Origin of the sequence: Pseudomonas fluorescens, from assembly GCF_902497745.1 — a bacterium.
Classification (GTDB): domain Bacteria; phylum Pseudomonadota; class Gammaproteobacteria; order Pseudomonadales; family Pseudomonadaceae; genus Aquipseudomonas; species Aquipseudomonas fluorescens_BM.
Genome location: NZ_CABVHJ010000018.1, coordinates 110,720 through 128,111, shown reverse-complemented (window position 1 = coordinate 128,111; position 17,392 = coordinate 110,720). Strand labels below are relative to the sequence as shown.

General features: G+C 60.9%; 15 protein-coding genes and 1 other RNA gene. All 16 read right to left on the bottom strand.

The annotated features are described in order from the left end of the window. Positions 1-31 precede the first annotated feature (31 nt). Positions 32-1,291 (bottom strand): cell division protein FtsA, encoded by a 1,260-nt coding sequence (ftsA, locus tag F8N44_RS24185; RefSeq protein ID WP_007916987.1) that lies wholly within the window; start codon positions 1,289-1,291, stop codon positions 32-34. A 15-nt stretch (positions 1,292-1,306) separates the two neighbouring features. Continuing rightward, on the bottom strand, positions 1,307-2,173 hold the full coding sequence (locus tag F8N44_RS24180; protein WP_150652056.1) for a cell division protein FtsQ/DivIB: 867 nt from the start codon (positions 2,171-2,173) through the stop codon (positions 1,307-1,309). 4 nt (positions 2,174-2,177) lie between these two features. Continuing rightward, on the bottom strand, positions 2,178-3,137 hold the full coding sequence (locus tag F8N44_RS24175) for a D-alanine--D-alanine ligase (protein WP_150652055.1): 960 nt from the start codon (positions 3,135-3,137) through the stop codon (positions 2,178-2,180). After that, complete coding sequence (gene murC, locus F8N44_RS24170; protein WP_150652054.1) at positions 3,134-4,594, bottom strand: UDP-N-acetylmuramate--L-alanine ligase; 1,461 nt, start codon at positions 4,592-4,594, stop codon at positions 3,134-3,136. The genes F8N44_RS24175 and murC overlap by 4 nt, the downstream gene beginning before the upstream one ends. Then, positions 4,587-5,657 carry an undecaprenyldiphospho-muramoylpentapeptide beta-N-acetylglucosaminyltransferase gene (murG, locus tag F8N44_RS24165; protein ID WP_064392864.1) on the bottom strand — a complete coding sequence of 357 codons (1,071 nt, stop codon included), beginning with the start codon at positions 5,655-5,657 and terminating at the stop codon, positions 4,587-4,589. The genes murC and murG overlap by 8 nt, the downstream gene beginning before the upstream one ends. Continuing rightward, the gene (gene ftsW / locus F8N44_RS24160) at positions 5,647-6,864 is read right to left on the bottom strand and encodes a putative lipid II flippase FtsW (protein WP_016987575.1); all 1,218 of its coding nucleotides are present in this window, start codon (positions 6,862-6,864) and stop codon (positions 5,647-5,649) included. Before ftsW ends, murG begins: the two co-directional genes overlap by 11 nt. Beyond that, entirely contained in the window at positions 6,861-8,207 is a 1,347-nt protein-coding gene (gene murD, locus F8N44_RS24155) for a UDP-N-acetylmuramoyl-L-alanine--D-glutamate ligase (protein WP_150652053.1), read from the bottom strand. The genes ftsW and murD overlap by 4 nt, the downstream gene beginning before the upstream one ends. A 5-nt stretch (positions 8,208-8,212) precedes the next feature. Beyond that, on the bottom strand, positions 8,213-9,295 hold the full coding sequence (gene mraY, locus F8N44_RS24150) for a phospho-N-acetylmuramoyl-pentapeptide-transferase (RefSeq protein WP_007917000.1): 1,083 nt from the start codon (positions 9,293-9,295) through the stop codon (positions 8,213-8,215). Continuing rightward, entirely contained in the window at positions 9,295-10,662 is a 1,368-nt protein-coding gene (locus F8N44_RS24145) for a UDP-N-acetylmuramoyl-tripeptide--D-alanyl-D-alanine ligase (protein ID WP_150652052.1), read from the bottom strand. The genes mraY and F8N44_RS24145 overlap by 1 nt, the downstream gene beginning before the upstream one ends. After that, positions 10,655-12,118 carry a UDP-N-acetylmuramoyl-L-alanyl-D-glutamate--2,6-diaminopimelate ligase gene (locus F8N44_RS24140; protein ID WP_150652051.1) on the bottom strand — a complete coding sequence of 488 codons (1,464 nt, stop codon included), beginning with the start codon at positions 12,116-12,118 and terminating at the stop codon, positions 10,655-10,657. Before F8N44_RS24140 ends, F8N44_RS24145 begins: the two co-directional genes overlap by 8 nt. After that, the gene (locus tag F8N44_RS24135; protein WP_175559568.1) at positions 12,118-13,857 is read right to left on the bottom strand and encodes a peptidoglycan D,D-transpeptidase FtsI family protein; all 1,740 of its coding nucleotides are present in this window, start codon (positions 13,855-13,857) and stop codon (positions 12,118-12,120) included. The genes F8N44_RS24140 and F8N44_RS24135 overlap by 1 nt, the downstream gene beginning before the upstream one ends. Then, positions 13,857-14,150, bottom strand: a complete 294-nt coding sequence (gene ftsL, locus F8N44_RS24130) for a cell division protein FtsL (protein WP_150652050.1) — start codon at positions 14,148-14,150, stop codon at positions 13,857-13,859. The genes F8N44_RS24135 and ftsL overlap by 1 nt, the downstream gene beginning before the upstream one ends. Then, a complete protein-coding gene (gene rsmH, locus F8N44_RS24125; protein WP_166675004.1) occupies positions 14,147-15,094 on the bottom strand; it encodes a 16S rRNA (cytosine(1402)-N(4))-methyltransferase RsmH in 948 nt (315 codons plus the stop codon). Before rsmH ends, ftsL begins: the two co-directional genes overlap by 4 nt. Further along, positions 15,091-15,546 carry a division/cell wall cluster transcriptional repressor MraZ gene (mraZ, locus tag F8N44_RS24120; RefSeq protein ID WP_122590036.1) on the bottom strand — a complete coding sequence of 152 codons (456 nt, stop codon included), beginning with the start codon at positions 15,544-15,546 and terminating at the stop codon, positions 15,091-15,093. Before mraZ ends, rsmH begins: the two co-directional genes overlap by 4 nt. A 403-nt stretch (positions 15,547-15,949) precedes the next feature. Further along, positions 15,950-16,303, bottom strand: an RNA gene (gene rnpB, locus F8N44_RS24115) — RNase P RNA component class A. 73 nt (positions 16,304-16,376) lie between these two features. After that, positions 16,377-17,282 carry a 16S rRNA (cytidine(1402)-2'-O)-methyltransferase gene (rsmI, locus tag F8N44_RS24110; RefSeq protein ID WP_095123192.1) on the bottom strand — a complete coding sequence of 302 codons (906 nt, stop codon included), beginning with the start codon at positions 17,280-17,282 and terminating at the stop codon, positions 16,377-16,379. Positions 17,283-17,392: the final 110 nt, after the last annotated feature.

Sequence of the window (17,392 nt, the reverse complement as noted above, 5' to 3'; positions counted from 1 at the left end):
TGCATTTTTGTTGCGGTGTTGCGGTAAAGCTTTAGAAGTTGCCTTGAACCCACTTCTTCAATCGGTCCAGCAACGGCGCCTGTGGCTCTTCGTTGCTGTAGCTGTCGCGGCTGCCGATGCCGGAGAACGAAACCCCGTCGGACTGCTTTTGCAGGCCGTACATCAACAAACCAACGCCAGTGGAATAAATCGGGTTGCGCACCACGTCATCCAGGCCCTTGACGCCATGCGGCACGCCGAGGCGGACCGGCATGTGGAAGATTTCTTCGGCCAGTTCAGTGGCGCCTTCCATCTTCGAGGTACCGCCGGTGAGGACGATGCCGGCCGGGATCAGATCTTCGTAGCCGCTGCGACGCAGCTCGGCCTGGATCAGGGTGAACAGTTCGTCGTAACGCGGCTCGACCACTTCGGCCAAGGCCTGACGCGACAGTTCGCGCGGTGGACGGTCGCCAACGCTTGGCACCTTGATGGTTTCACCGGCACCGGCCAGTTTCGCCAGAGCGCAGGCGTAACGGATCTTGATTTCTTCGGCGTACTGGGTCGGGGTGCGCAACGCCATGGCGATGTCGTTGGTCACCTGATCACCGGCAATCGGGATCACCGCAGTGTGACGGATCGCGCCTTCGGTGAAGATCGCGATGTCGGTGGTGCCGCCGCCGATGTCGACCAGGCACACGCCCAGTTCTTTCTCGTCGTCGGTCAGTACCGAGTAGGCCGAGGCCAGTTGCTCGAGAATGATGTCGTCGATTTCCAGACCGCAGCGACGCACGCATTTTTCAATGTTCTGAGCGGCGTTGACGGCGCAGGTGACCACGTGAACCTTGGCTTCCAGGCGTACGCCGGACATGCCCAGTGGCTCACGAACGCCTTCCTGGTTATCGATCACGTAATCCTGCGGCAGGGTGTGCAGCACGCGCTGGTCAGCCGGGATCGCCACGGCCTGAGCGGCGTCGAGGACGCGCTCAAGGTCGGCCGAGCTGACTTCACGATCGCGGATCGCGACGATGCCGTGGGAGTTCAGGCTGCGGATGTGATTGCCCGCCACGCCGACGAACGCCGAGTGAATGCGGCAGCCCGCCATCAGTTGGGCTTCTTCGATCGCGCGCTGGATCGATTGCACGGTGGACTCGATGTTGACCACCACGCCCTTCTTCAGGCCACGGGACGGATGGGTACCGATCCCGACGATTTCCAGCGAGCCGTCGTCGGAGACCTCGCCGACCAGCGCCACCACTTTGGAGGTGCCGATATCGAGACCGACGATCATTTTGCCGCTTTGCACGTTTGCCATGGGTCCTGCCTCTTCTTAATTCTTCGCGACAGCGGGTTGGGCTGTCGTCGGCGCTACAGGTTCCCGCCAGCCAACAGCGAGGCCGTTGGCGTAGCGCAGATCGATGCGCGCAATGTTCGTAATCTGGTCTTTAAGCGTCTTGTCATAGATGGCGATAAAACGGCGCATCTTTTCCACCAGGTTGCCGCGTCCCAGCAGCAACTCGATGCCGGGGCCAGAACTGCCGGCACCGGTGGTCAGGAACCAGCTCCCGCGTTCACGCAATTCCAGGCGCGCAATCGAGAAGCCCAACGGCCGCAGCATCTGGCTCAGCACCTGATACTGCTGCATGACTTGCTGCTGAGCCCGTTGTGGGCCGAACAGCTGCGGCAGGTGTTCGTAGTTCGCCAGTTCCTTGGGCGTAAACGCCTGGCCCTGGTTGTTGAGCAACGACTCGTCGCCCCAACGGGCCACCGGCAGTTGCTCTTCGAGGCGGATCACCACCTGGTCCGGCCAAACGCGACGGACTTCGGCATGGGCAATCCACGGCATCTGCTCAAGCTCGGTGCGCATACCGGCCAGGTCGATGGTAAAGAAGCTCGACGCCACAAACGGGGCGATTCGCTGCTGCACCGCTTGCTGGCTGATGTAGCTAAGGTCGCCCTGCACGGCGATCTTGGTAATCGGCCGGTCGGCGTACGGCAGCAAACGCGTTGCACCTTCGTAAGTACCAAAGCCCAGCGCGACCAGCAGCACCGGCCAGAACAGACTTTTCAGAAAGCTGAAATTGGCTTTCGGCAGGCGCGCGGACATCGGCTCTTTCGCCACCATTCGGCTGGCACCCCGCGGCACCGGCTTGCGGCCGGGTGCGGGAGGCTGATGTCGGAGCTGAGCGCCTTGCATCGTCTTAACCTCGAGCGTCTTCAACACTGGCGGCCAGAATGGCCAGAACCAGTTGCTGGAAATCCAGACCGGCCGCACGCGCGGCCATCGGCACCAGACTGTGATCGGTCATGCCCGGAGCGGTGTTCACTTCCAGGAACCAGAACTGCCCGTCGGCGTCCTGCATTACGTCCGCCCTGCCCCAACCGGCAATACCCAGCGCCTCACAGGCCTTGGCCGTGAGATCCATGAGTTCTTGTTCCTTGGCGGCATCCAGCCCGCACGGAATGCGGTACTGGGTATCGTTGGCGATGTATTTGGCGTCGTAGTCGTAGAACGTGTGCGGTGTACCCAGGGCGATAGGAGGCAACACCTGGTCACGCAGGGTGGCGATGGTGAACTCCGGACCTTGAATCCATTGCTCAACCAAGACTTGCGAATCGTAGGTACTGGCCGCTTTCCATGCGTCGATCAACTCGGACGCAGAACTCACTTTGGCCATCCCGATACTTGAACCTTCATGCGCCGGTTTGACGATCAAAGGGAAGCCCAGTTCCGTCGCTGCCGAAATACAATCGGCTTCGCTGCACAGCACGGCGTGACGCGGCGTCGGAATCCCGAGGCTGTGCCAGACCTGCTTGGTGCGCAGTTTGTCCATGGCCAGTGCCGAGGCCAGAATGCCACTGCCGGTGTACGGAATGCCCGCCACTTCGAGCAGACCCTGCATGGAGCCGTCTTCACCGCCGCGGCCGTGAAGAATGATGAAGGCGCGGTCGATCTTTTCGCTGAGCAGACGTTGCAGAATGTCGTCGCCAACGTCGATACCGAATGCGTCCACGCCAGCACTTTGCAGCGCTTCAAGTACGGCGTTACCGGATTTCAGCGAAACCTCACGCTCGGCACTCAGGCCACCGAAGAGCACGGCGACGCGGCCGAAGTCTTTCGGCGCAATAGTGGAGAACAGCTTGGCGTAGGCAGCAGTCATTTCAACTTCCCCTCGACCGGCGCCGCCACGGCGCCAGCGAACAATTCACTTTTCAACAGCTTCGGCGCGAGACCGCCGATATCACCCGCGCCCTGACACAGCAGGATGTCGCCGGCACGCAGCAGCGGCTTGACCAGCGGCGCCAGATCGACGCCACGCTCGATGTAGATCGGGTCGAGCTGACCGCGCTGGCGGATGCTGTTGCACAACTTGCGGCTGTCGGCACCGGGGATCGGCTCTTCGCCGGCCGGATAGACTTCCATCAGCAGCAACACGTTGGCATCGGCCAGGACATTGACGAAGTCGTCGTACAGGTCGCGGGTGCGGCTGTAACGGTGCGGCTGGTAAACCATCACCAGACGGCGCTCCGGCCAGCCACCGCGCACGGCTTTGATCACGGCCGCGACTTCGGTCGGGTGGTGACCGTAGTCGTCGACCAGCATCACGGCGCCGCCGTCCACCGGCAGTTCGCCGTAGACCTGGAAGCGTCGACCAACGCCCTGGAAACCCGACAGGCCCTGAACGATGGCTTCATCGCTGACGCCTTCGTCGGTGGCGATGCAGATGGTCGCCAGCGAGTTGAGGACGTTATGGTTGCCCGGCATGTTCACGGAAACATCCAGCGGCTCGCGGTCAGGACGCAGTACAGTGAAGAAGGTCTGCATGCCTTGCTGACGAACATTGATCGCGCGCACGTCAGCGTCTTCGCTGAAGCCGTAGGTCACGGTCGGACGTTTCACCAGCGGGAGGATTTCGCGCACCACCGGATCGTCCAGGCACATCACGGCCAAACCGTAGAACGGCAGGTTGTGCAGGAACTCGACGAAGGTTTTCTTCAGCTTGTTGAAGTCACCGTCGTAGGTCGCCATGTGGTCGGCGTCGATGTTGGTGACCACGGCCACCAGCGGTTGCAGATGCAGGAAACTCGCATCGCTTTCATCGGCTTCGGCGATCAGGTAACGGCTGGTGCCGAGCTGGGCATTGGTGCCCGCTGCATTCAGACGACCACCGATAACGAACGTCGGGTCCAGACCACCGGCGGCGAACACCGAAGCGATCAGGCTGGTGGTGGTGGTTTTACCGTGCGTGCCGGCGACGGCGATGCCGTGGCGATAGCGCATCAGCTCGGCAAGCATCTCGGCACGCGGTACAACCGGAATGCGGCGCTCAAGCGCGTTCGCCACTTCCGGGTTCGAGGTATTTACCGCGCTCGACACCACCAGCACGTCGGCAGTCGCGGCGTTCTCGGCACGGTGGCCGATATAGATGTGTGCGCCGAACGATTCCAGGCGCTCGGTGACCGGCGAAGCTTTCAGGTCGGAACCGGACACTTCATAGCCCAGGTTCAACAACACTTCGGCAATACCGCACATGCCCACGCCGCCGATGCCGACGAAGTGGATGCGACGGATGCGGCGCATTTCCGGTTGCGGCATGGCTTTCTGATTCTCAACCATGGGCCACCTCCAGACAGGTATCGACCACGCTACGGGTGGCATCGGGTTTCGCCAGACGGCGGGCCGCTTGGGCCATATCTTCGAGTCGTTGCGGTTGCATCAAGACCTCTGTCAGGCGCGCGGCAAGGTCCGCGGCACCAGTCGTTCTTTGCGGCATCAGGAAGGCAGCGCCTTCACGGGCCAAATAATCGGCGTTGCGGGTCTGGTGATCGTCGATCGCGTGGGGCAAAGGCACCAGCATCGAGGGCAGACCGGCGGCAGCCAGCTCACTGATGGTCAACGCGCCTGCGCGGCACACCACCAGGTCAGCCCAACCATAGGCCTGGGCCATGTCTTTGATGAACGGCTGCACCTGCGCATCGACGCCGGCGGCGCGGTAGCGCTCTGCAGTCACTTCATCGTGGTTTTTGCCGGCCTGATGAAACACTTCCGGGCGCAAATCGGCAGCGACTTGGGCCAGGGCTTCAGGCAGCAACTTGTTCAACGGTTCTGCGCCAAGGCTTCCGCCAAGGATCAGCAAACGCGCTTTGCGACCGGCCAGAGCAGGTCGCGATGTGTCGAGGAACAGCTCGCTGCGCACCGGGTTTCCGGTGGTACGGCGGGTGTCCGACAGAGTAAAGGTGTCAGGGAACGCTTCACACACCCGGGCGGCGAACGGCACCAGCAACCGATTGGCGGTGCCGGCCACGGCGTTCTGCTCATGAACGATCACCGGCACGCCGGCCAGTTTCGCGGCGAGGCCACCGGGGCCAGTCACATAACCACCGAAGCCGACCACGCACACTGGCTTCAAGCGACGAATGATCGCGCGCGCCTGCCACACTGATTTGAGCAGCATGAACGGTGCCTTGAGCAGCGACAGCTTGCCCTTGCCGCGCAGGCCGGTGGCGTTGATGCGGTGCAGTTCAAGACCTGCGGCTGGCACCAGTTCGTTCTCGATCCCGCGTGGCGTGCCGAGCCAGTGCACGGTGTAGCCGCGCGCCTGAAACTCGCGGGCACAGGCCAGCGCCGGGAACACGTGGCCGCCGGTTCCGCCGGCCATGATCAATACGTTAGCGCCCATGATTCGGCTCCTCGGCGAAGTCGCTCTCATGGAATTCCATCTCTTCACTGCCCAGGTGGGTTCGACTCTCCCACTCGATCCTCAATAACAAACCGAGGCAGGCACAGCAGATCACCAACGAGCTGCCGCCATAACTGAGGAACGGCAAGGTCAGACCTTTGGTTGGCAACAAGCCGACGTTCACCCCGATGTTGATCAGGAACTGACCAATCCACAGGAACGACAAACCGTAAGCCACATAAGCGGCGAAAAACTGTTTGGCTTTCTCCGCCCACAAGCCGATGTACATGCCGCGAATACACACGAACACGAACAGCGCGACGGTGCACAGCGAACCGACCGCGCCGAGTTCTTCGGCCAGTACCGAGAACACGAAGTCGGTGTGCGCTTCCGGCAGGTAGAACTGCTTCTGCACGCTGTTGCCCAGACCGACGCCGAGCCATTCACCGCGACCGAACGCGATCAACGCCTGCGACAATTGATAACCGGCACCGAACTGGTCAGCCCACGGGTCAGCGAAGTTGGTCAGACGCGCCATTCGGTACGGCTGCATTTGAATCAGCAAGACCACGGCACCGACCGCCAACACCACCATCAGCGAGAAGCGGAACAGTCCGACCCCACCGAGGAACAGCATCGCCGCCGCAGCACCCATCATCACGACGGTGGCACCGAAGTCCGGTTCCATCAGCAACAGGCCGGCCATCGGCAGCAGTACGATGAACGGCTTGAAGAAGCCCATCCAGCTTTCGCGCACTTCCTTCTGACGCCGCACCAGATAACCGGCGAGGTAGATCACCACGAATACTTTGGCGATCTCGGACGGCTGCACGTTGAAGAAGCTGAAACCGATCCAGCGCATCGAACCGTTCACTTCGCGCCCGATGCCCGGGATGATCACCATTACCAGCAAGCCGAACGCACCGATCAGCATCAGCCAGCCAAGGCGTTGCCAGGTAGCGATCGGAATCATCATGGTGACGATGCACGCGCCCAATCCGAGCACCACATAAATAAGGTGGCGAATCATGTAGTACAGCGGACTGCCCGACTGCGCGGCGGCCACTTCAGTGGACGCCGAGGCGATCATGATCAAACCGAGACCGAGCAGCGCCAGGCAACCGGCGAGCATAGGGAAATCGAGATCGATGCCGCGCCCGGTAATGATCGGCGACGGATACGGCTTGATGATATTGAACAGACTCATGCCAGTTCCTCCACAGCGCGGACGAACTGGTGACCACGGTCTTCGTAATTCTTGAACATGTCGAAACTGGCACAGGCCGGCGACAGCAGCACGACGTCACCCGGTTGGGCGGCGGCGCGGCATTGCGCAACAGCGTCGACCAGTGAGGTCGCGCTAATCAACGGCACGGCGTCGCCGATGGCTGCGCCGATTTTGTCGGAGTCGCGGCCCATCAGGATCACGGCGCGGCAGTTGGCCGCCACCGGATCACGCAGGTCGTTGAACTCGGCACCCTTGCCATCGCCACCGGCGATCAGGATGACCTTGCCGTCGATGTCCGCGCCGAGGCCTTCGATGGCGGCCAGTGCGGCGCCAACGTTGGTCGCCTTGGAATCGTTGTAGTAAGCCACGCCGTCGAGATCACGTACCCACTGGCAGCGATGTTCGAGACCGGCGAAGGTGCGCAACGCCGAGAGCATGGCGTCGAACGGCAAGCCCACCGCATGACCCAGCGCCAGCGCCGCGAGGGCGTTGGACTGGTTGTGTGCGCCGCGAATCTTCAGCTCACGCACCGGCATCAGGTTTTGGAATTCGAAGGCCAGATACTTCTCGCCGTCTTCTTCGCGGATGCCGAAGGCTTTGAAATCCGGTTTGCTCAGACCGAAGGTCCAGCACGGCTGGCCCTCGCCCATCAACGGACGGGTCAGCGCATCCTGACGGTTGACCACGAACTGCTTGGCACCACGGAAGATCCGGTGCTTGGCCAGGTGGTACGCCGGCAGACCGCTGTAGCGATCCATGTGGTCTTCGCTGATGTTCAGCACGGTGGCCACTTCAGCCTTGAGCTGGTCGGTGGTTTCCAGTTGGAAACTCGACAGTTCCATCACGTACAGCTCGACGTCGTCGCTGAGCAGATCCAGCGCCGGGGTGCCGAGGTTGCCGCCGACGGCGACGCGTTTGCCGGCCGCAGCCGCCATCTCGCCAACCAGGGTGGTGACGGTGCTCTTCGCGTTGGAACCGCTGATGGCCACGATCGGCGCCCGTGCGTTACGCGCGAACAGCTCGATGTCGCCGGACAGTTTCACGCCACGGGCCGCAGCGGCTTGCAGGGCCGGGGTCGCCAGCGCCAGGCCGGGGCTCACGTAGAGCTCGTCGGCACGGCAGAGGAATTCGACGTCCAGCTCGCCACAACGCACTTCCACGTGCGGATAGTCACGCTTGAGCGTGGCCAGTTCCGGTGGATTTTCCCGCGTGTCCGCCACAGCAAACGACGTGCCCCGGTTCGCCAGAAAGCGAACCAGGGACATGCCGCTCTTGCCGAGGCCGACAACGATGCGGAAGTGGTCAGAAGCGATCAGAGACACTCGTTCTACCTCAGCTTCAGGGTGGCAAGGCCGATCAGCACGAGAATCACGGTGATGATCCAGAAACGGACGATCACGCGCGGCTCGGGCCAGCCCTTGAGTTCAAAATGGTGGTGTATCGGTGCCATGCGGAACACACGGCGACCGGTCAGCTTAAAGGACGCAACCTGAATGACGACTGACAGGGTTTCCATCACGAACACGCCGCCCATGATGAACAGGACGATTTCCTGACGAACGATCACTGCGATGGTGCCCAGTGCCGCGCCAAGTGCCAGGGCACCCACGTCGCCCATGAACACTTGCGCCGGATAGGTGTTGAACCACAGGAAGCCCAGACCCGCACCGATCAGCGCGCCGCAGAACACGATCAGCTCGCCCGCGCCCGGCACATACGGGATAAGCAGGTATTCAGCGAATTTCACGTTACCCGACAGGTAGCAGAAGATGCCGAGACCGCCGCCGACCATCACGGTGGGCATGATCGCCAAGCCGTCGAGGCCGTCAGTCAGGTTGACCGCGTTGCTCGAACCGACGATCACGAAGTACGTCAGCACGATGAAACCAAGGCCCAGCGGAATGCTGTAATCCTTGAGCATGGGCAGAATCAGCGTGGTTTCCACCGGGGTGGACGCGGTCATATAAAGGAAGATCGCTGCGCCGAGGCCGAACACCGACTGCCAGAAATACTTCCAGCGGCTCGGCAAGCCACGGGAATTCTTCTCGATGACTTTGCGGTAATCGTCGACCCAACCGATGGCGCCGAACAGCAAGGTCACCAACAGAACAGTCCAGACGTAACGGTTGCTCAGGTCAGCCCAGAGCAAGGTGCTGACGCCGATCGAAGACAGAATCAGTGCGCCGCCCATGGTCGGCGTACCGGATTTCGACAGGTGCGATTGCGGACCGTCGTTACGCACGGATTGACCGATCTGACGGTTCTGCAGGGTGCGGATCATCCACGGGCCATAGCACAGCGACAAAACCAGCGCGGTCAGCACACCGAGGATCCCGCGCAGGGTCAGGTACTGAAAGACCGCGAAGCCTTTGTAGAACTGTTGCAGATACTCCGCTAGCAGCAGCAGCATTAATGTTTCTCCAGACTGGACCCGCACAGAGCCGCAACGATGTTTTCCATCGCTGCACTGCGCGAACCCTTGATCAAAATGGTGGTGTTTGTGTCCTGCTCGGCGTCGAGGGCCTGAATCAGTTCGGCTTGGCTGCCGAAGTGATGTGCCTGTTCACCGAAAGCGTTTACGGCGTGAACCATGTTTGGCCCAACGGCATAAAGCGCGGAAACCTTGCCCCGGGCGTACTCGCCCACGTCGCGGTGCCCCTGCTCCGCCCAATCGCCCAACTCGCCGATATCTCCGAGCACCAGGACGGTGCGGCCGGAAAAGCCGGCGAGTATATCAACGGCCGCGCACATTGAGGTGGGGTTTGCGTTGTAAGTGTCATCGATCACACGCATGCCGTTTTTCGCCAGTTGCGCGACGGTGCGACCCTTGACCGGTTGCACGGCGCCAAGCCCGGTAGCGATGCCGAACAGCGACACGCCCAAGGCGTGAGCAGCAGCGGCAGCGGCCATGGAATTGGCGACGTTGTGCGTGCCGAGCAGATTCAGCTGAACGCGCTCGACACCTTCAGGTGTGTGCAGATTGAAGGCCGGGCAACCACGAGCATCGGTGCTCAGGTCGCTGGCGTAGAAGTCCGCCTGAGTGTTGCTCAGGGCGAAAGTCAGCACCTTGCGAGCGCCAGCACGGGTCTTCCAGATACCGAAGGCTTTGTCATCGAGGTTGAGCACGGCGATGCCATCAGCCGCGAGCCCGTCGATGATTTCACCCTTGGCTTCGACGATTTTTTCCGGGCCGCCAAACTCACCGACGTGAGCGGTGCCGGCGTTATTCAGGATCGCCACATGTGGCTTGGTCAGGCCAACGGTATAAGCGATCTCACCCAGACGCGAGGCGCCCAGTTCGATCACCGCCGAAGTGTGCTCCGGGGCCAGTTCGAGCAGGGTCAGCGGCGCGCCGAGGTCATTGTTCAGATTGCCACGAGTGGCAAGCACCGGACCGCGCGTGCGCAGGATGCTTGCAAGCATTTCCTTGACCGTGGTCTTGCCGCTGGAACCAGTGATCGCTGCGACTGGCTGAGTGAATGCGGCACGGTTCAGCGCACCCAATTGGCCGAGCGCCTGCCGGGTATCTTTCACCAGAAGTTGCGGCAGCGTGCTGTCGGCGACTTCGCGCTCGACCAGCGCAGCGACGGCGCCTTTGGCGGCGACATCGTTCAGATAGTCATGACCGTCGAAACGCGGGCCGGTCAACGCAATAAACAGTTGGCCGGGCTGGATCGCACGGCTGTCGATGCTGACGCCGTCGAAACTGGCATCAGCGGCAATCAAACGGGCATCGAGGGCGTTGGTCAGTTCGCTGAGTTTGAGGGCCTTAAGCATGGGCCACCTCCCAAGCGGTCAGGGCGTGATCGGCCTCGACCAGATCGGAGAAAGCGTGGCGCTCGCCGTTGATTTCCTGATAGTCCTCATGACCTTTACCGGCCAGGACAATCACGTCATCGGCCGAAGCGCCGGCAATCAGTTGTGCAATCGCCTGGCCACGGCCGGCGACGAAGGTGACTTTATCCACAGCCGTAAAACCGGCGCGGATGTCGTCGAAAATCACCGCTGGGTCTTCGGTACGCGGGTTGTCGTCGGTGACCAGCACTTGATCGGCCAGACGCTCGACCACTTCTGCCATCAACGGACGTTTGCCGCGATCACGGTCACCGCCGCAGCCGAACAGGCACAGCAATTGACCTTTGACGTGCGGGCGCAGCGCGGTCAGAACCTTTTCCAGCGCATCCGGGGTGTGGGCGTAATCGACCACCACCAACGGCTGCGTACCGCCACCGAGACGCTGCATGCGCCCGGCCGGGCCTTCGAGTTTCGGCAGCACTTTGAGAATTTCGTCGAGCGCGTAATCCAGGCCAAGCAATGCGCCGACTGCCGCCAGAACGTTGCTCAGGTTGAAACGGCCGAGCAGCGTGCTGCGCAGATGATGTTCACCCTGCGGGGTGACCAGCGTGGCGCGCACGCCATGGTCGTCAAACTGCGCTTCGCGGCAGAACAGGTACGCGCTGCTGTCGAGCAGGCTGTAGGTGATCAGCCGCGACTCACGTTTTTCAGCGGCCAGTTGCCGGCCGAAATCATCGTCGAGGTTGACCACGCGGCACTTCAGATCATTCCAGGCGAACAGCTTGGCCTTGGCCTCGGCGTATGCCTCCATGCTGCCGTGATAATCCAGATGATCGCGGGACAGGTTGGTCATCACAGCGACGTCGAACGCCAGCGCGGTGACGCGGCCCTGATCCAGACCGTGGGACGACACTTCCATGGCCACCGCTTTGGCCCCGGCCTTTTTCAGGTCGCCCAACGTCGCTTGCACGGCGATCGGATTCGGCGTGGTGTGCAGACCACTTTCCAATGCGCCATAGAAGCCGGAACCGAGAGTACCGACGATGCCGCAATGCTGGCCGAGCAGATCGAGCGCCTGCGCAACCAATTGGGTCACGCTGGTCTTGCCATTGGTGCCAGTGACACCCACAAGATTCAAGTGATGACTCGGCTCGCCGTAAAACCGCCCGGCGATGTCCGACAGCTGCGCTGCCAGGCCTTTGACCGGAATCAGCGGGACGTCAGTGATCGGCAGCACGGTGGCGCCTTCCACTTCATAAGCTACAGCCGCAGCACCGCGCTGCAGTGCGTCGGCGATGTGCGCACGGCCATCGAATTTGCCGCCGGGTACAGCGAGGAACAGATCGCCTGCGCGTACGTTGCGGCTGTCCAGCGCCAGTTCACGGATCAACAGATCGTGGCCGGCGTGGGGGAATATCTTGTTCAGACTTAATGACATCAGCCGCGCCCTCCATTGGCTTTCAGCGGTATGACCGGGGTGGCGTTGGCCTGTTGTGTCGTCGGCAAGTTGTCCGGCGTTACGTTCATCAGGCGCAGGGTGCCGGACATCACACGGCTGAACACCGGCGCCGATACCAGACCACCGAAGTAGCCGGCCTTGGACGGTTCGTCGATCACCACAACGATGGCGTAACGGGGATCGCTCATCGGGCCAAAGCCGGCGAACAGCGAGCGGTACGAGTTCTCGGCGTAGCCCTTGGTACCCACCGACGTTTTACGTGCAGTACCCGACTTGCCCGCCACGTGATACGCCGGCACCTGCGCACGGAACACGCCGCGCGGTGCTTCGATCACCTGGGTGAGCATGCCTTGCAGGGTTTTCGCCACAGCTTCCGGCAGCACTTGCGTGGTCTGCGGCGGCTTGTCGGTTTTGATCAGGGTCAGCGGCGCGAGACGACCGTTGTTGGCCAGCGCCGAGAACGCGTGGACGAGTTGAATCGCGGTAACGGAAATTCCGTAACCGTAAGAAAGCGTTGCGGTTTCAGCCTTGCGCCAGTCGCGGTAGTTCGGCAGGTTGCCGACACGTTCGCCCGGAAAGCCGAGGCCGGTGTCCTGGCCGAGGCCGACTTTTTGCGCGAGGCGGAAAATCGTTTCACCGCCGATATCGAACGCGACCTTACTCATGCCGACGTTACTGGAATTGATCAGGATGCCGGTCAGATCGAGCACCGGACCTTCGCTCTTGGAGACGTCCTTGATGGTGTACTTGCCGATCTGCAGGGAGCCCGGATACACCTCAACGGTGTCGCTCGGTTTCCAGCGGCCGGTTTCGATTGCGGCAGCCATCGAGATGGCTTTCATGGTCGAACCCGGCTCGAACACGTCGATCATCGCGCGGTTACGCATCATCGCCGGTTGCAGGTTGCGACGGTTGTTCGGGTTGTAGGTCGGCTGGTTGACCATGGCCAGAATCTCGCCGGTCTTGACGTCCATGATCACCAGACTGCCGGCCTTGGCGCCGTTCTCGATGATCGCGTTGCGCAGCTCGCGGTTGGCCAGGTATTGCAGACGCAGATCAATGGACAACGCCAAGGGCTTGCCGGCCTTGGCGTTTTTGGTGACCTGGACATCCTTGATCAGCCGTCCGCGCCGATCCTTGATGACCTGTCGTTTGCCCGGCACCCCGGCGAGCCACTCGTCATAAGCCAGTTCGACACCTTCGCGACCGTGGTCATCGATGTCGGTAAAACCGACCATGTGCGCGGTAACTTCACCGGCCGGGTAGAACCGGCGGAATTCTTCGATGCCGTAGACGCCCGGCACTTTCAGATCAAGCACAGCCTGGCCTTGCTCGGGGGTCAACCCGCGCACCAGATAAATGAATTCTTTGTTGGCCTGGGCTTCGAGGCGTTCGGTCAGGGCTTTCGGGTCCTGACCCAGCGCGGCGGCGAGTGCCGGCCACTTCTCTTTGGCCGTTTGCATTTCCTTGGCGTTGGCCCACAGCGTGGTCACCGGGGTACTCACGGCCAACGGCTCGCCGTTACGGTCGGTGATCAGACCACGGTGAGCCGGAATCGGGATGTGACGCAGACTACGCGCGTCGCCCTGACCTTTGAGGAAGTCACGGTCAACCACTTGCAGGTCGATGATGCGCCAGCAGATCGCCGCGACCATCACGCCGAGCAGTGCCACCATCAGGCGGAAGCGCCATGGGAACAGTGCGCCTTCGAGTTTCATCATGGCGCCACCATCTTCACGTCAGCCGCGCCAGGGATGTGCATTTTCAGTTGTTCGGTGGCCAGCACTTCGATGCGGCTGTGCGCGGTCCAGGTGCTCTGTTCGAGAATCAAACGCCCCCACTCGGCCTGCGCCTTATCACGCACGCTGAGCTCGTTATAAAGGGTGTTGAGCAACTGCCGGTTCCAGTGCGCGCTGTATGACACGGCGATGGCCGAGATGAGCACGCCGACAAACAGCAGCAGCATCAGAAAGCTGCCGCCGGGCAGTGGCTTGGCGAAAAGCTTGCTCACCGCAGCTTCTCCGCGACGCGCATGACGGCGCTGCGGGAACGTGGGTTGGCTTTGAGTTCGGCGTCGGAGGCCGTCTGCGCTTTGCCATGGATTTTGATTTTCGGTTCGAACGCGACATGGCGAACCGGCAGGTTGCGCGGCAGGTTGTCGGCTTCGCCTTTCACCAGCTTGCGCATGAACAGTTTGACGATGCGGTCTTCCAGCGAGTGGAAGCTGATCACCACCAGACGGCCGCCAATTTCCAGAGCATCCAGTGCGGCTTCGAGGCCGGCTTCGAGATCACCCAGTTCGTTGTTGACGTGAATGCGCAAACCCTGGAATGCACGGGTGGCCGGGTTCTTGCCCTTTTCCCATGCCGGGTTGGCGACTTTCAACACTTCAGCCAGATCGGCGGTGCGCTCGAACGGTTTGATATCGCGACGCTCGGCGACGGCGCGGGCCATACGACCGGAGAAACGTTCTTCGCCGTATTCCTTGAACACCCGGGCGATTTCCTCAGCCGGCGCGGTGTTGACGAATTCGGCAGCGCTGATGCCACGGGACGGGTCCATGCGCATGTCCAGCGGGCCGTCGTTGAGGAAACTGAAGCCGCGCTCGGCGTCGTCGAGCTGCGGCGAAGACACGCCGAGGTCAAGCAGAATGCCGCTGACCTTGCCGCTCAGACCTTGCTCGGCGACCACCGAACCGAGTTCGGCAAAGCTGCGCTGCACAACGACAAAGCGGCCGTCTTCGGCCGCTAGCGTTTGCCCGGTGGCAATCGCTTGTGGATCTTTGTCGAATCCGATGAGCCGACCGTCCGTGCCGAGCTGGCTGAGGATCAACCGGCTGTGTCCGCCGCGCCCGAACGTACCGTCCAGATAGCAGCCATCAGGACGTACGGCGAGAGCCTCGACGGCTTCGTCAAGCAGTACGGTGATGTGGTTAAAGCCGCTATCAATAGTCACAGGATCAAATCACGCAGTTCATCAGGCATCGCGCCCGGTTGTTGAATGGCAGCAAGGTCAGCGGCAGATACCGCGTTCCATGCATCCTCGTCCCACAATTGGAACTTGTTCAGTTGGCCCACCAGCATTGCGCGCTTATCGAGCTTGGCGTAGTCGCGCAGACGCGGTGGAACCAGAAAACGACCACTGCCATCGAGCTCGAGGTCGACGGCATTACCAATCAGCAAACGTTGCAGGCGACGGTTCTCTTCGCGAAGCGAAGGAAGCGCGCGCAACTTGGTTTCAATAATTTCCCACTCGTCGAGCGGATAGACACACAAACACGGATCAACGGCATCAATGGTCACGATCAATTGGCCGGAACTGCGCGAATCGAGCTCGTCACGGTACCGGCTCGGCATGGCGAGACGGCCCTTTGCGTCGAGACTGATAGCGTTAGCTCCGCGAAACACGTCTGCGTTTCTCCAATTTTTATCGTTTTGAGCTCAAAAAACCCACTTCATGCCACTTTCCGCCACTTGCGCACACTATAGGAATGCGCCCACCACACCGTCAAGGCGCGGATTAAAGGAAAACCCTTACAGAACGGAGATTTAGGAGCTTAAAAGGAGGAGTAACGACAATCTGGCGGAGAGTTTCGACCCATAACTTGATGCAGCACCGACAGCTGCGCTCGAAAGTTAAAGTAATTTGTTAAGAGTAAGATTTTTTCGGTATTACAAAAGCGCTTCTGCTGTTGATTGAAGCAAGGTGGGAAATGGCTATTACTGGCATTTGCCGCTGCCGAACTTTCAGAGCAGGCCTGCTGATATTACACAGCCCTGTCGCCAATGATTCAAGCAGGGAAAGAAAAAGGTGGAGAGTCGATCTGTAAGCCGGGTTCTGTCTTGAACAGTCATTCGTCTACGATGGCCATCACTGGACATCTTTAGCAACCTACCCGGTCCCAGCGCGGGCCACGCCTTGGGACCCTATTTGGTCTTGCTCCAAGTGGGGTTTACCTAGCCACGAACTGTTGCCAGACGTGCGGTGCGCTCTTACCGCACCTTTTCACCCTTACCGGCGCCGAAGCGCTTAGGCGGTTATTTTCTGTGGCACTTTCCGTAGGCTCACGCCTCCCAGGCATTACCTGGCACTTCGCCCTATGGAGCCCGGACTTTCCTCCCCCCCCTAATTTTCATAGAGGGCAGCGACTGTCCGATCGACTCTCCGCCGCGAAGGTTAACGGCAGAGCGCCTGAAGAACAAGCGCTAAAAGCCTCAAGACCGTTATGGGCGACGGCTTACACGCCTTTCTGCTTATCCAGCGCGACCTGATACAACACGTTTTTGCGCTCGCCGGTGATCTGCGCTGCCAACGCAGCAGCTCGCTTGAGCGGCATTTCTTCGAGCAGCAGATCGAGGATGCGCATCGCCTCGCTGCTGACTGCATCTTCTGACTCCGGCGCAGTCCATCCGGCTACCAGCACCACGCATTCGCCACGCTGCTGATTGCTGTCCGACTCGACGAACGCGCGCAGCTCGGCCAATGGTAGTCCCTTGAGCGTTTCAAAGGTTTTGGTGATTTCACGGGCGAGCAATGCCTGACGCTCACCGCCGAACACTTCTTCCATATCCTGCAGGCATTCAAGAATGCGGTGCGGTGCTTCATAGAAGATCAGGGTGCGCGGCTCTTCTTTAACCGCTTCCAGTCGCGCCTTGCGTCCGACCGATTTGGCCGGCAGAAAACCTTCGAAGATGAATCGGTCAGACGGCAGACCGGCCGCCGACAGCGCGGCGATAAGGGCACAAGCGCCTGGCACCGGCACCACATTGATCCCTGCCGCACGGGCCTGACGGACCAGGTGATAACCCGGATCGGAAATCAGCGGTGTCCCCGCATCAGAAATCAGCGCGACGTTATCGCCCGCCAGCAGACGGGTAATAAAGCGGCTACCTTCATCTCGTTCATTGTGTTCGTGACACGCGGCCAGCGGCGTACCAATCCCGAAGTGCTGCATCAGGCGCGCCGAGTGGCGGGTGTCTTCGGCAGCAATCAACGCCACTTCACGAAGAATCTTCAGGGCCCGGGCGCTGATGTCGTCCAGGTTGCCGATGGGCGTCGCCACCACATAAAGCGAGCCAGCAGCGGAATTCAGGGAACCTGGAGCAGTCAAAGCGCACACCTCGTGATCGGTAAAAGCGGCCATTGTAGCGCGTCACGAGGCTTGCGATGCGCTCAAGCCGAACCCGGTTTTGCACGCCGTTGTGCGCCGCCGCAACATTTACTCCAGCTAAATTGTCCGATTCACGCCAGTAA